Genomic DNA, 14,646 nt, shown 5'->3' with positions numbered 1-14,646 from the left:
GCCTCAGCCCCCGCTCAGGATGCCACGCACCGAGGCGATGGCGGAGCGGGTTTCATCCGTCGACAGCTGGCCATCGAGCCGCTGGAACTCGGACAACGCCTGCTGCGGCTGATCGTTGCGCAGATAGGCATAGCCGCGCAGCATCGCCAGATCGCGACGCAGGGTGCCGGTCAGCTGCTCCAGCGCGGTGAGATAGGCGATCGATTGCGTGTATTCGCGCTGGTGGAAGGCCCGCACGCCACGCTGGTCGAGGATCGTCGATTCCACCTCGACCCGCTGGGTCTGGGTGAGGTTCGTCGCGGCGGCGATGCGCGCAGCCTCCTCGGTCATGTTCATGTTGAGATAGGCCAGCGTCATGCCGAACCGGGCGTCACGACCGACCTCGGCCCCCAGACCCTGACCGCGCTGCACGGTGGTGGTGAAACCCGACAGGGCCTCGCCGGTGCGCTCCAGCGAATAGGCGCACCACGACCGCTCATACAGGATCTCGATCGAGCGCGGGTTGGCCGATTCCGCAAGGCACGCGCCCCAGTTGCCCTGTTCCTTCAGCGCGCGGACACGGGCGATGCGGCCATCGCCGCGCAGGGGCAGGCTGCCGGTGTTGACGGGTGCGGCGGCAATCGCGCTGCCGGCGCTGGCGACGGGCGCCGCCGGGGCGGCACTGGCGCGCGGCGCCGGGGCGGCGGCGGGCGCGGCCGCTGCGGTGGTCGTCGAGGTCCGGGCGGTGGTGGCGACCCGGCCGCCGCGGCCGGCGCGCAGGCGGGTTTCCAGCGTATCCAGCTGACCGGCATTGCCCGGCCCGGTCTGACGGGCCAGCGCGAACAGCTCGGTCATCTGGTCCCAGCTGGCGACGTCATTGGCCTTCTCCAGCGTCGGGATTACGTCGCTGGACCGCGAGCAGGACGACAGCACACCGCGATAGGTGGCCACCGCGCTCGAGGCCTGATCGGCCTGTTGGTACAGCTCGGCCAGACGCCAGGCGTTGTTGATCCTGTCACAGCGCATCAGCGCGGGCACCCGGCGCACCGCGGCGAGCGCGGCCGCCGGATCACGACGCTGATAGGCGGCGTCGAAAGCGGCCTGCTGCTCGTTGGTTTCCAGAACCCGCAGCATCTCGGCATCGGGCGACCACGAGGGCACGCGGGCGCGGGCTTCGGCAATCAGCGAGCGGGCGCCGGCATAATCCTGACGCTCGATGCGGCCCCAGATCGGCTGCACATCGACCGTGGCGGTTGCCGTCTGGGTGCGGGCGCGCAGCTCGGTCACATCGGCGGGCGGCGTCCAGCGCGGGAATTGCGAGCGCAGGCGCCGCATCTCGGCCTGAACCGAGCGCTGGTCGTCATGGTCGAGGTAATAGATCAGCGCGCGCAGATCCTCGGCACCGGGCTCCTGCGCCATGGCAGGGGCCGGCAGGGTCAGGGTCAGGGCCAGCGCGGTCGCGGTGGCGGCCAGCAGGGGACGAAGGGCGGTTTTCATCAGATCGGCACGCATTCGGGACTCACCTGGTTGGCGGCAATCATCGCGAACATCTGCAATGTCGCCGGGTAATAGGGCTGGCGGGGATCGAAGGCCGGCATATCCGAGCCGACGGCCCCGGTCGTGCCCGCGCAAGACACCAGCGCCGCCAGAGCGCGGTATCCGGGATCGTTCGAGGCCTCCAGCACCGAGCCCGAGGCCGGGTCGATCCGCGTCGGCACCGGCACGCCGGGCTGCACGGTGCGGTCATAGACCCGCATCATCTGCGTCACCGCAGGATGGCGGTTGAGGCCCGACCACACGAGGTACAGCGGCACGCGCATCGCCTCGTAGCCGGCGTCGTTCGAGAAGCCGTTGGCGGGCGTCATGCCCTGCGCCGTGACCTCGATCCAGTCGGGCACCGGGCCGGCATCGGCCAGCCGCAGCAGGATGCCCTCGGCGTGCTGGGCGGTCTGCGCCAGTTCGATGACGCCCGTGGCCGAGGCAACCTCGCGCATCGCCAGCGGCATGATGTAGCTGGGGTTGAAGACCACGCGGTCCTCGTGGACGAAGCCCTGCGCGGCGGGCAGGAAGATCATCTCGGCGGCATCGGCGCGCGACGGCACGATGCAGTGATCGGCCAGCGCGGCGGCGATCTGCTGGGCGCGCTGAAGGTAGTTACGGTTGGCGAAACGCTGGCTCGCGCGGACCATGGCCCAGGCGTAGAACAGATCGCCGTCCGAGGCGTTGTTGAGATCCGGCACCGGGTTCGACTGCTCAGGCAGATAGCGCCAGGCCAGAAGGCCGTCACCCCGGATCGCCAGCGTCGATTCCGTCCACGAGACGATGCGCGTGAAGGCTTCCTCGTCGCCGAATTCGGTGGCCAGCAGGGCGCCATAGCCCTGCCCTTCCGAGTGGCTGGCGTTGTTCTGCACCCCGTCGACCACGCGGCCATCGGGTTGCAGATAGGCCTCTTTCCACGCGGCCCAGACGGGGGCGGCGCTTTCGGACAACTGGCCCGTGGTCAGGAGGCCCTGCGCGCCGGCGCCATGGGTGCAGGCGGCGAAGACGGGCATGGCGCCCAGAAGGGTCATGAAATCGCGCCGGTTCATGAATTGTGCTCCCGCGTGGCGATGACCAGTTTCAGCGCGAACAGCGCCGAGACAAGGGCAAGGAAAAACAGGCCCGCGACATAGCGGATCGGCATAGCCGAGACGAAGTTGCCGACGACATGGCGGATGTTGCCCGGTCCCAGCGGCTCAAGCAGGACGGGTTGCCGATCCGGCGCCGTCCAGCTGTCCCACTGGCCGTTGCGGTCCAGCACCGAGACCTGACCGCGCGGGCCCTCGGCCGTGGTGCGGGCCGCGACGACGGCCGACGCAATCGCGCTGATGTCGCTGTCGGGTGCGCGGACCATCCACAGCTGGTTGGGCCGCGACGGGTCGAGCTGGATCAGCACCGCCTGCGCGTCCTGCTGCTCGAGCCATTGGTCGAGGCGCATGCCGGTCTGCGGCTGCAGCCATTGCAGCGCCCGGTAGAAGCCATCTTCCAGCCAAGCCCAGCCACGCGACAGCGCAGCGGTGCTGTCCGCTCCTTCACGACGGCGCAGCAACGCATGGGCGGGCTGTTCGGCCGCCAGTTGCGCGGCGGCGGTCTGGCCGTGGTCGATCAGCGCCGCGTCAAGCGCGCGGCGGCTCAACTGATAGCCCCCGGTCGGCACCGAGCCGAGGTCATCGAGCGACAGAAGATGCAGCCGCGAGTTCAGCGCGACCGCGTCCGGACGCTCGCCGCCGCTGAGGGCCGCACGCAGGGTCACCACGTCGTCGGCGTCATAGGCGCGCTGGGTCATCTCGTTGGTCATCACGCTCGACGGGGTCAGGCCGGCGAAGGCGATGTGCATATCGGGCAGGTACATCGACGGGCTGAACGGCACCGTCAGGGTCGAGCCCTCGCCAATCCCGAGGATCGGCGTGTCGTTGAAGGCGCAGGGCATATCCGCCGGGTTGCCGGGGATCAGCACTTCGAAGCTGATGGTATTGATGCCCGAGCGCAGCAGCTTGGCCTCGAACCGGACCGGGAACTGCTCGATCAGCTCGCCGCCCTCGCGCCACAGGGGCAGCAGGCGGACGTTCTCGCCGTTGATATGCACCAGCAGCATCGACTGATCCGGCAGGCCCTGCACGAAGATGTAATCCAGCGCGATCTCGGCCTTGGCGTTGGTCAGCACGACATAATCGTCGGGCAGACGGAAGCGCGTGTCGATGCGGGTGTAGTGGTCGTAGATCTCGGTCCCGGTGAAGCCGAAGTCCGAGAACGGCACCGGCACCTCGGTCGCGATCAGATGCGGCGCGGCGCGCTCAGCCACCTGCGGCAGGACGGTCTCGAATTCCGGCAGGGCATGCGGGCGCTCGCCGGGGATGAACTCGACGACCATCACCTGCGCGCCGTCACCGGCCACGCGGAACGACAGGCGGTTTTGCGTCGACGGCAGGAAGGTGATGCGCGAGGCCGAGCGCGCGGCGCCCTGCACCGACCAGTAATCGGTGAAGCGGAACGGGATCGGATCGCCGCCCAGCGCGGACGAGATGCGTTGGGTGATGCCGGACACCCATTCCTCGCGGTAGTCGCCCAGACCTTCCGCGCCACGGATCTCGATCCCCGAGCCGGTGGCCGAGGCCGCGGCAAGGCCCATCAGGAAGCCGTCCGGCCCCGAGATCCCCTCGGACGAGGCCAGCACGGCGCCCGAATTTGCGAGGTCGATATCCGACCACAGCGCGAACGAGGCTTCCGGTCCGCAATAGATCCGGTGGTATTGCACCAGCTCGATGCGGACGTTGTTCATGCCGGGCAGCAACGAGGCCGGCCCCAGCGGGAAGTCGACGGTGCCGAACTCGGTGAAGTTCTCCAGCTGCCCCTGCCCCACCAGCGTGTCGTTGACGAAGACGCGGTAATGCGAGCGTTCGGGCAGGACGTTGATCGACGACAGCGTCGAGAGGCGCAGCGCCTGCGCCTGATCGGGCTGCGGCACGAAGAGCGCGAATTGCAGCGTCCGGCGTTCGCCGTCGAAGCGGATGGCGCTGCCGGCGGGACGGCCCCGTGCCTCGATCGGGCGCAGCGGGCTGACAATGCGCGGATCAGCCGAGGCGGGCTCGACGAAGTTGCCGCGGTGACGCTCGGCCTCAAGGCGTTCGGCGTTCAGGCGCTCGAAATCCGCCAGCGCCTCGGGCGTGGCGTTGTCGTCGCCCAAGGGCAGCGGGATGAAGCCTTGCCCGTTGTTTTGCGCCACGGCCGGCAGGCCGGGGATCATGGCCCCACCGAGCGCCGTCAGCGCAGCGGCCAGCACGAGGGGACGGGGTGTCAGGAGAAAGAGGCGCATCAATAGGCCTCCCCGCCTTGAACGGTGTCCTCGGCGCTGAAGCGGGTGGCGTTCTGGGCCAGCGCGGCTTGCAGCAACGAGATCGGACGCTCGGCCTGCGGCGGATCGAAGGTCTCGCCGAAGGCCAGCAGGTGCGCGGGCTTCTGCTCCACCACCACGACCTGATTCTCCCGCGCCTTGGCACGCTGCAGGCGGGCCGGCTCGGCCGCGAGGGCCTTCATCGTGTGATAGATGCCGCCCAGCGAGAGCTTCAGCACGTAATACATGCCGCGCAGCAGGCCCATCTTCTTGTGACGCGTGGCGCGGATGGTCTCCCACGAGGCCGAGTCGCCGAAGATCATATGGGCCACGGTCTCGCGCACCAGCATCGGCTGATCGGGGTCGTATTTCACGCCCAGCGAAGCCGTATCGCCCTCTCGCACCACCGATTTCACCTGCACGCGCACGGCGTTCTCCAGATGCGGCGACTTGGGGAATTCCGGCGTGAAGTAGAAGGTGTCGCCTTCCTTGGGCAGACCGATCGGCATGCCATCGGCACCGGTGCGGGTGCGTACGATCATCCGGCAGCCCGAGGTCGAGGCATCGACCACGGCAGCGTTCATGAAGACCGGACGCTCCACGCCGAAGGCCACGGTGGCCGGCACGTTCACCGGCACGCGGGGCACGGCGCGGCGCTGCTGGCGCTCGGCGATCGAGCGGATCGCGGCGCCCACCAGCAGGAAGTTGTACACAGCCCAGCCGCCCACGACCAAGATGATGTTCTGGTCGCCCGGGAACATCACCCAACGCGTTGCCGCGGCGACGACGCCCAGCAGGGTCAGCGCGAAGATGAACAGGAGCGGCTTGAAGATCGGCGAGACGAAATCCTCTTCGAGGATCTCGTCCTTCGCGGTCACGTTGAACTTGGCGCCGCGCGGGTTCCAGATCGTCTTGAAGATGGCCGAGGACAGGTACGGCGCCTGCGCCGTCTCGTAGATCTCGGAGACCAGCGGCCAGCGGACGCGACCGTAAAGCGCGTTCTGGATCATGAAGTTCACGGCCATGTAGCTGGTCATGTAGACCGCGACTTCCTCGATCGTGGCGACGAAGATCTGCAGGCCGAAGAACAGATAGGCCAGCGGCGCGAGGATGAAGGTCATCCGCACCAGCGGGAACAGCCAGAAGGTCATCGAGTTCAGGTAGCACAGCTTCTGCGTCAGGCTGAGACCGCGGTATTTCAGCGGGTTCTTCAGGATCAGAAGCTGCATCATGCCCGTCGCCCAGCGGCCGCGCTGTTCGATGAAGGACACGAAGGTTTCGGGCTGCAGACCAGCGATCATCGCGTGATCGACATAGAGCGACTTCCAGCCGCGGGCGTGGATGCCCAGCGCGGTCTCGGCGTCCTCGGTGATGGTGTCGCCGGCGAAGCCACCGGCCTCATCCAGCGCGCGACGGCGCAGAAGCGCCGCCGAGCCGCAGAAGAACGCCCCGCCCCAACGGTCGAGACCGCGGTGGGACAGGTGGTAGAACATCTCGTTTTCCGGCGGGCAATCATCGGCAAAACCCACGTTCCGGTCGATCGGATCGGGGTTGAGGAAGAAGTGCGGCGTCTGCACGAGGAAGAGTTTCGGGTCCTCGACGAAATAGCCCACGGTGCGGGCCAGAAAATCGCGCGAAGGAACGTGGTCGGCGTCGAACACCACGACGATGTCGCCGTCCAGTTTCTCCAGCGCGGCCGACATGTTGCCGGCCTTGGCGTGGATGTTCTTGGCCCGGGTCGAATACATCACACCCAGCTCGTTGCAGAGCTGGATCAGGTCGCGGCGGCGCTTGCGGGCCTTCTCGGCCAGTTCGGGATCGTCGCTGTTGCAGCGCTGATCGGTGCCGCCGTCATCGCACAGAACGACGGTGCGCTTGTGCTCGGGGTAGTGCATGTTCTTGGCCGCGGACAGGGTCACGGCCAGCATCTCGATCGGTTCGTTGTAGGACGGCACAAGGATGTCGACCGTCGGCAGGTCCTTGGCGGCCACCCGCGGCGGCAGGTGCCGCTTCACCGGGTCGGCGGTCATGAAGGCCGAGAGGAAGAACACGCCGATGGCGTAGGTTTCCACGGTGAACAGGATCATCGCCGGGATGAAGGACACAAGGTCCGAGGCCGCCGGCAACGTCTCGGTCACGCGCCACGCCCAGTAGCGCAGCACCAGCGTCGAGGCGATGGCCATCATCGCGAAGCGGGCGACCATGTTCTCCATGGCGATGGGCTTCAGCACCGCGACGGCGATCACCGCGGCGATGCCCAGCGTGGCCTGCACCTGAATGGAGGTCGGCACGCTTACAAGGCCAGCCACCAACACGAGAAGCATCAGCCACAGCAACAAGGTCACCTTGTTGCTGGGCGTCAGTGCCCGTGTGCCAATCATTCTGATCATCGCCCGTATCCCTGTCTCTACTCTTTACTTATCGTTAACCTGAACGGCGAACTCGTCAGCATTGCGTCAATCCTGCGGCGCAGCATGGCGATTTCCGCGCGATGCTGCGTCGCGGCTAACCCTTGGGTCACCCGCGCGGCGCGGCGTGGGGGGACATGGTGTAGACCGTCCCCTGCGCCCCGGTCACACCCAGCGAGCGGTCGCTCATCGGGGCCAGCGCCTGCTCCATCGAACCCGCGACGCAGTTGCGCATCACGACGTCCAGCGCCTGAGTGCCACGCGGCAGCGGGCGCGCGCCCACGCCGAGGCGGCGCAGAACCAGCACACAGAGCGTATTCGCGCCGACCGTTTCGCGGGCGTAGACATAGGTGCCAAGGCTGTCGGTGCCGGATTGCAGGCTGGAGGCGTTCACCCGCTCGAACGGGGCCGGCATCGCTCCGAAGCGCGCGGCGATCTCGTCGAAATCGAAGCTGTTGAGTTCCGCACTGCGCGACGTCTGCGCGCGGATATGCATGACGTTGTCGCCCCGCACGGCGGTGTCGTTGGGCAGGATGATCCGCTGCTCCATCGCGCCACCGAGGTTGCGCTCGAAGACCACCAGCGCCTGAGGCGCGCTGACCATGGCGCGCGAGGACGGAACGACAGTGTATTCCACCGTGTTCTCAAGCGTTTCCATGTCAGGATTTCGCGTCGACCCCATGAAGCGGTAGATGCCGCCTGCGGTCATGTCGCTTTGTTGCTGGCTGCAGCCCGCCAGAACGGCCAGCCCTGTCAGCGCCGCCAGAAGTCCGGGCGCAACCTTGCGAGTCGTCGCAACGCGACGGAAAGGGCCATGAGCCCGAAACCTACCAATCATAATGCCTGCTCTGCCGTTGCCCTACGGCACGGGCCTTAACCCGACGGGGTCCTGACGGCAGGTCTTGATGCCTGCACCGATGCCCGGTCCGTCCCGTGTTCCTGCCTGTGCCGCGGTCTATGCCTCGGTTATTCTTTTGTTTGGAATTTACTGAAAACGCCGCTTTCACGCAATCCGTTTTATCCCCAAGGCCAAGGGCCTAACCCGCCTGGATAGCCCGAAAGGGCCCGTTGCGAGCGCAAACGGGCATAATTTGCGCCCTGCGCGCGGAATGAGGGCATAGCTTGCGCCGCCATTGCCTGACATTTTCACCCATGGGTTGAGTGACACTGCGCTATTTGCGCAACGCCGCGAAGAACTGCCTCAGCATTGCCGCGGCCTCGTCCTCGGCGATGCCATCGTAGACCTCGGGCGCGTGATGGCATTGCGGATGGGTGTAGACTCGGGGCGGCTGTGCCACCCCGCCCGACTTGGGATCGGACGCCCCGTAATAGAGCCGGGCGACCCGGGCGAAGCCGATCGCCGCGGCGCACATCGGACAGGGCTCCAGCGTCACCCACAGCGCGTGGCCGGGCAGACGCTCGGAACCCGCCGCGGCGCAGGCGGCGCGCAGGGCCAGTATCTCGGCATGGGCGGTGGGGTCGTTCAGCTCGCGCGTGCGGTTGCCGGCCTGCGCCACGACCGCGCCCGAGGGATCGGTGATCACCGCGCCGACCGGCACCTCGCCACGCGCCGCGGCCGCCCGCGCCTCGGCGAGGGCCAGCTGCATCGGGCTGTCGGAAAAGGCGGGCTTCATTGACATGGGCGGCCAGAAACGGTTGATGGGACTGGATGCCCTCTTGTGCCCCGCCGCGCAAGGCCCCTGCCCTTCCCCTCGCCTCTCAACGATTGTTCCGATGACCAAACCGCCCAGCCGCCCCAGCTCGACCAAGCGCCCGACCACGACGCCCGTGAAGACCGGCGAGACCCGCGCCGGCGAGCGGATTGCCAAGGTGCTGGCCCGCGCCGGTGTCGCCTCGCGTCGTTCGGCCGAGACGATGATCGCCGAGGGCCGCGTGGCGGTGAACGGCACGGTGATCGACAGCCCCGCGCTGAACGTCACGCCCCGCGACAAGGTCACGGTGGACGGCAAGCCTTTGGGTGCGAAGGAGCCGACGCGCGTCTGGCTCTATCACAAGCCGCTGGGCCTCGTGACCTCCGAGCGCGACGAGAAGGGCCGCGAGACGGTGTTCGACAACCTGCCCGAAGGCATGCCGCGGGTGATGTCGGTCGGTCGGCTTGACCTCAATTCCGAAGGTCTGTTGCTGCTGACCAACGATGGCGAGTTGAAGCGGCGGCTGGAGCTGCCCTCGACCGGGTGGCTGCGCAAGTACCGTGTCCGCGTGAACGGCACGCCGACCGAGGCGATTCTGGCCCCCCTGAAGCAAGGCGTGGTCATCGATGGCGAGCGTTTCCAGCCGATGCTGGTGACCGTTGACCGGCAGCAGGGCGCGAACGCTTGGCTGACCGTCGGCATCCGTGAAGGCAAGAACCGCGAGATCCGTCGCGCCATGGATAGCGTCGGCCTGACCGTGAACCGCCTGATCCGCACGGCCTATGGCCCGTTCCAGCTGGGCAATCTGGCCTCCGGCGCGGTCGAGGAGCTGCGTCCGCGCGTGCTGAAGGATCAGTTGGGCCTTGCCTCGGACGAGGTGGCCGAGGGGCGCGCGGCACCGCTGGCGCAGAAGATGCCCCCGCGCACCCCGCGAAAGCCCGGCGGCCCGGCAGCCACGCCCGAGGCCGAGGACAAGCCCGGTCGCAAGTCCTGGGGCATGCGCAGCCATGGCGGCCCGCGCAAGGGCCCGGATGGCGAGACGGCCAAGCCCAAGAGCTGGGGCAGCAAGTCGGCGCGCGGCACCATGGTCAGCCCCGGCGGCGCGAAATCCGGCACACCGGGCAAGGACTTGCCCAAGGGACGGCCCGGACGCGGCAAGCCGCGCGATTGATCGGCCCTCGGTGCTTTCCAATCCCGACGCACCTGTCTTATAGTTTCGACATTCGCTCCTATATGCTGGGGGCGCCCCGATATCGGGGATGACGGAGGGCCCCAAGTCCGGGCGCCGACAGGGATGTGACAGTGACAACGCGTGGCTTGCAGAATATCGCCTATCTGATCCTGCTGGGATTGATCCTTTACACTTGGTTCGTGGGGGGCTGAGGCATGGCACGGCGTTTCGGTGGACCGAATTCCCCCGGTGGCGACCCTCGCCCCGACACCTCGACCAGCCCGCGCAAGCGCCGCGCGGTAAAGCGGGTCAGCCCCGTGGGCGCGCGCGTGAACCTGTTGTTCATGCTGCCGTTCCTCTGGGCCTTCAGCGCCTTCTTCCGCGATCCCGCCGGCATGGCGCAGCATCTGGGCGTCTTCGCCGTGCTGCTGTTCTCGGCCTGGATGACGCGCGAAGGGGTGATCGCCCAAGACGCCTATGACCAACGCCGCGTCGCCCGCCGCCCCGCGATCCCGCGCAAGATCTTCGGCTCTGTGGCGATGGGCTTGGGCCTGGCGCTGGCCGGCTTCGGTGCGGACGGCGGCATGGCCGTGCCGGTGATCTTCGGTGGCCTCGGCGCGGTCCTGCACTTCCTGTCCTTCGGCCCCGATCCCTTGCGTGACAAGGGGATGGAAGGCGTTGACGAGTTCCAGACCGACCGCGTTGCCCGTGCCGTCGAGGGAGCCGAGGCCTATCTCTCGGCGATGTCCGACGCCATGCTCCGCGCGCGTGACCGCAAGCTGGAGGCCCGTCTGCAGGAGTTCCAGACCCACGTTCGCGACCTGCTGCGTGTCGTCGAGGACGACCCGCAGAACCTGACCTCGGCCCGGCGCTATCTCAGCGTCTATCTGCAGGGCGCGCGCGATGCGACGGTCAAGTTCGTCGAGATCTACGAGCGCGAGAAAGATGCCCAGGCCCGCGTGGAATACGTCGCGCTGCTGGACGATCTGGAACAGAATTTCATGCTGCGTACCGAGACGTTGCGCGATTCCGACCGGCAAGAGCTGGAGATCGAGATCGACGTCCTGCGCGAGCGCCTTGAACGTGAGGGGCTGCGTCCTGCGCTGCCCGTGACCCCGACCTCCTGACCCGATATTTTGAGAACTCATTCCAGAAAGGATGCCCCGATGTCCGAGCAGGTTCGCCAACAGGCCAACGAACTGACCACCGCCGTCGAAGAGGCCGCGCTGGTGCGACTGCCCGATCCCGTGGGCGAGCTTGTGCCGCTTGAGCAGGCCGAGGCGCCGGTCGCCGCCGAGATCCGCTCGCGCATGTCCGAGATCGACATGACCGAGACCTCGTCGATCATCGGCTTCGGCGCGCGGGCGCAGATGGAGCTGCAGACGATCAGCCAAGCGATGCTGAACGACGTGCGCAACAAGGACGTGGGCCCGGCCGGCGACAGCCTGCGCCAGATCGTCACCACGATCCGTGGCTTCTCGGTCAGCGAGCTGGACACCCGCCGCGAGCGCAGCTGGTGGGAGCGTCTGACCGGCAAGGCAGCGCCGCTGGCCAATTTCATGGCGCGCTATGAGACCGTGCAGGGCCAGATCGACAAGATCACCGAGACCCTGCTGGGCCATGAGACTGTGCTGCTGAAGGACATCAAGTCGCTCGATCTGCTCTATGAGAAGACGCTCGATTTCTATCAGGAGCTGGCGCTCTACATCGCCGCCGGCGAGGAAAAGCTGAAGGAACTGGACGCGGTCACCATCCCTGCCAAGCAGGCCGAAGCCGATGCCGCGCCCGAGGATCAGAAGATCGTCGTCGCGCAGGAATTGCGCGACCTGCGCGCCGCCCGCGACGATCTGGAGCGCCGGGTGCATGACCTGAAACTGACTCGGCAGGTGACGATGCAGTCGCTGCCCTCGATCCGGTTGGTGCAGGAGAACGACAAGTCGCTGGTCACCAAGATCAACTCGACGCTGGTCAACACCGTGCCGCTGTGGGAGACCCAGCTGGCGCAGGCGCTGACCATCCAACGCTCGAAGGAAGCGGCGGAATCGATCAAGGCGGCCAATGACTTGACCAACGAGCTGCTGACCCGCAACGCCGAGAACCTGCGTGAGACGAACCGCACGGTGCGCGAGCAGATGGAACGCGGTGTCTTCGACATCGAAGCCGTCAAGCAAGCCAACGACGCGCTGATCGGCACCATTCAGGACAGCCTGCAGATCGCCGACGAGGGCAAGGCCAAGCGCGCCGCCGCCGAACAGGAACTTCAGAAGATGGAGGCCGAATTGCGGGACTCTCTCGCAGCGGCAAAGGCTCGTGAAAACGCTCCATCCCCGGCGGCGTGAGGCGCGACCTCTCATGACCATCCGCACGCTGGCGGCGCTGGGGCTGACGGCTCTGGCGGCGGCCGGCTGTACCTCGCTGGGCGTGGGCGATCCGCGTCCGGTGCCGCAGGCCGCCCCGGCCCGCCCGGCCGAGGTCTTGCCGGTTGATCCGCTGTCGGCGGATCTGCGCGCCTATTACGAAGAGATCGAAGAGCGCCGCGTCGAAGGCCGGCTGATGCGCACGGACGACGGGTCCGAGGATGTGACCCTCACGCCCGCGCGTCTGGCCGAGACCTATATCGACATCGCCTTGCACGAGGAACACGCCAGCTCTGGCCGCCGCTCGGGCCGGGCCAGCCTGCTGCGTCGCTGGGAGTCGCCGGTACGCTACAGCCTCGAATTCGGGGCCTCCAGCGGTCGGCAGATGCGCGTCGACGATTATCGCCGCGTGCGCCGTCTGGCCTCGCAACTGGCCACGGCGACCGGGCATTCCGTGTCCGTCACGCCGCTGGGGCAGACGGATGGCAATTTCCATGTCCTCGTGCTGTCGGAATCCGAGCGCCGCGGCGCCGGCGACCGGCTGCGCGCGCTGATCCCCGGCATCGACGACGGCGCGGTGCGCCTGATCACCGACATGCCGCGCGACACCTTCTGTATCGCCCTCGCCTTCTCGCGCGATGGTTCGGCCCGCTACACCGAGGCCGTCGCGGTGATCCGCGCCGAACACCCGGATCTCACGCGTGAGGCCTGCTATCACGAAGAGCTGGCGCAGGGCCTCGGGCTGGCGTCGGACAGCGACCGGGCGCGGCCGTCGATTTTCAACGACGACCAGCAATTCGCCTTCCTGACCGCGATGGACCTGCTGATGCTGCAGATCCATTACGATCCGCGTCTGCAGCCCGGCATGACAGAACGTGAAGCCCGGCCCGTGGTTTTTACCATTGCGTCAGAGCTTGTGGCGGGTGCAAGTTAACGCCCATCTTTACGAGACTATTTTTCAGCAGGAGTGACCCATGGTCTTCAATTTCCTCAAGGGCCAGTTCATCGACGTCATCGAATGGCTCGACGACAGCCGGGACACCTTGGTCTATCGATTTGAGCGTTACGGCAACAACATCATGATGGGTGCCAAGCTGACGGTCCGCGAGGGCCAGGCGGCGGTGTTCATCCACGAAGGGCAGATGGCCGATGTGTTCGGTCCGGGTCTCTACGAGCTTGAGACCAACAACATGCCGATCATGACCGCGCTGCAAAGCTGGTCGCATGGCTTCAACTCGCCCTTCAAATCCGAAGTCTATTTCGTCAACACCCGCCGCTTCCCCGGCCTGAAATGGGGCACGCAGAACCCGATCATGCTGCGCGACCCGGAATTCGGCGCGCTGCGCCTGCGGGCCTTCGGCAGCTACACGATCCGCGTGACCGACCCCGCGAAGTTCATGACCGAGATCGTCGGCACGGATGGCGAATTCACCGAGGACGAGATCTCGGGCCAGATCCGCAACATCGTCGTGCAGAAGGTCAGCCAGTCGCTGGCGGCCTCGGGCATCCCGGCCCTCGATATGGCCGCGAATACCGGCGATCTGTCGAAGATCGTCTCGGAGGCGATCTCGCCGACGCTGACCGAGTACGGCCTCGGCATCCCCGAGCTCTATATCGAGAACATCTCGCTGCCGCCCGAGGTTGAGAAGGTGCTCGACCAGCGTTCGTCCATGGGCATCGTGGGCGATCTGAACAAATACACCCAGTTCTCGGCTGCGCAGGCGATGCAGACCGCGGCCGGTGCCGGCGGCGACAGCGCCATGGGCGCCGGCATGGGGATGGGCATGGGCATGGGCATGGCCCAGCAGGTGGCCAATGCGATGGGCAATATGAACGCCCAGACGCAGCAGCCCGCTGCTGCCGCACCGCCCCCTCCGCCGCCGCCGCCCGCCGCCGCGCAATTCCATGTCGCGGTGAATGGCCAGACGACCGGGCCCTTCGGCACGTCGCAGCTGCAGCAGATGATGGCGCAGGGTCAGTTCGACCGCGACACGATGGTCTGGACGCAGGGCATGGCCGGCTGGGAGAAAGCCGGATCGGTTCAGGCGCTGGCCTCGGTCTTCGCCTCGATGCCGCCGCCGCCCCCGCCGTAATCAAGGTAATCGTCGACGATCTGGAAGCAGATCCCCAGCGCATCGCCATAATCGAACATCGCCTGCACCTGCGCCTCGGGCGAGCCGGCGATCACCGGACCCACCTGTGTCGCAGC

Annotated in this window: 11 protein-coding genes and 1 pseudogene; 5 read left to right on the top strand and 7 right to left on the bottom strand. The window is 67.0% G+C overall.

Annotated elements, in window-relative coordinates; translation table 11 throughout:
- Positions 1-3 precede the first annotated feature (3 nt).
- The 6 genes from BCY78_RS06220 to BCY78_RS06195 all read right to left on the bottom strand — a co-directional run bounded on the left by BCY78_RS06220 (position 4) and on the right by BCY78_RS06195 (position 8,891).
- Positions 4-1,491: a hypothetical protein gene (locus BCY78_RS06220; RefSeq protein ID WP_068299409.1), complete on the bottom strand. Its 1,488-nt coding sequence runs from the start codon at positions 1,489-1,491 to the stop codon at positions 4-6.
- Positions 1,476-2,567 carry a glycosyl hydrolase family 8 gene (locus BCY78_RS06215; protein WP_233499360.1) on the bottom strand — a complete coding sequence of 364 codons (1,092 nt, stop codon included), beginning with the start codon at positions 2,565-2,567 and terminating at the stop codon, positions 1,476-1,478. Before BCY78_RS06215 ends, BCY78_RS06220 begins: the two co-directional genes overlap by 16 nt.
- Entirely contained in the window at positions 2,564-4,831 is a 2,268-nt protein-coding gene (locus BCY78_RS06210) for a cellulose biosynthesis cyclic di-GMP-binding regulatory protein BcsB (protein ID WP_068299406.1), read from the bottom strand. Before BCY78_RS06210 ends, BCY78_RS06215 begins: the two co-directional genes overlap by 4 nt.
- On the bottom strand, positions 4,831-7,230 hold the full coding sequence (bcsA, locus tag BCY78_RS06205) for a UDP-forming cellulose synthase catalytic subunit (RefSeq protein WP_068299925.1): 2,400 nt from the start codon (positions 7,228-7,230) through the stop codon (positions 4,831-4,833). Before bcsA ends, BCY78_RS06210 begins: the two co-directional genes overlap by 1 nt.
- 136 nt (positions 7,231-7,366) lie before the next feature.
- Positions 7,367-7,915 (bottom strand): cellulose biosynthesis protein BcsN, encoded by a 549-nt coding sequence (locus tag BCY78_RS06200; protein WP_139103098.1) that lies wholly within the window; start codon positions 7,913-7,915, stop codon positions 7,367-7,369.
- A 514-nt stretch (positions 7,916-8,429) separates the two neighbouring features.
- On the bottom strand, positions 8,430-8,891 hold the full coding sequence (locus tag BCY78_RS06195) for a nucleoside deaminase (protein ID WP_139103101.1): 462 nt from the start codon (positions 8,889-8,891) through the stop codon (positions 8,430-8,432).
- A 100-nt stretch (positions 8,892-8,991) separates the two neighbouring features.
- Between BCY78_RS06195 and BCY78_RS06190 the strand changes: the two genes are divergently transcribed.
- From BCY78_RS06190 to BCY78_RS06170, 5 genes are all read left to right on the top strand, one after another.
- Complete coding sequence (locus tag BCY78_RS06190) at positions 8,992-10,080, top strand: pseudouridine synthase (protein WP_083194852.1); 1,089 nt, start codon at positions 8,992-8,994, stop codon at positions 10,078-10,080.
- A gap of 215 nt (positions 10,081-10,295) precedes the next feature.
- Positions 10,296-11,207 carry a 5-bromo-4-chloroindolyl phosphate hydrolysis family protein gene (locus BCY78_RS06185; protein WP_068299401.1) on the top strand — a complete coding sequence of 304 codons (912 nt, stop codon included), beginning with the start codon at positions 10,296-10,298 and terminating at the stop codon, positions 11,205-11,207.
- A 39-nt stretch (positions 11,208-11,246) separates the two neighbouring features.
- Positions 11,247-12,419: a toxic anion resistance protein gene (locus tag BCY78_RS06180; protein WP_068299397.1), complete on the top strand. Its 1,173-nt coding sequence runs from the start codon at positions 11,247-11,249 to the stop codon at positions 12,417-12,419.
- A 13-nt stretch (positions 12,420-12,432) separates the two neighbouring features.
- A complete protein-coding gene (locus tag BCY78_RS06175; protein ID WP_068299396.1) occupies positions 12,433-13,371 on the top strand; it encodes a DUF2927 domain-containing protein in 939 nt (312 codons plus the stop codon).
- Between the two features lie 40 nt (positions 13,372-13,411).
- A complete protein-coding gene (locus BCY78_RS06170; protein WP_068299389.1) occupies positions 13,412-14,530 on the top strand; it encodes an SPFH domain-containing protein in 1,119 nt (372 codons plus the stop codon).
- On the opposite strand, the pseudogene BCY78_RS24550 reads toward BCY78_RS06170, so the two are convergent.
- A pseudogene (locus BCY78_RS24550) lies at positions 14,521-14,646 on the bottom strand (polyprenyl synthetase family protein); the annotation flags it as partial. The gene BCY78_RS06170 and the pseudogene BCY78_RS24550 overlap by 10 nt on opposite strands.

Origin of the sequence: Pararhodobacter sp. CCB-MM2, assembly GCF_001691415.1 — a bacterium.
In the GTDB taxonomy this organism is placed as follows: Bacteria; Pseudomonadota; Alphaproteobacteria; order Rhodobacterales; family Rhodobacteraceae; genus Pararhodobacter.
This window is presented reverse-complemented; position numbering and strand designations above follow the sequence as displayed.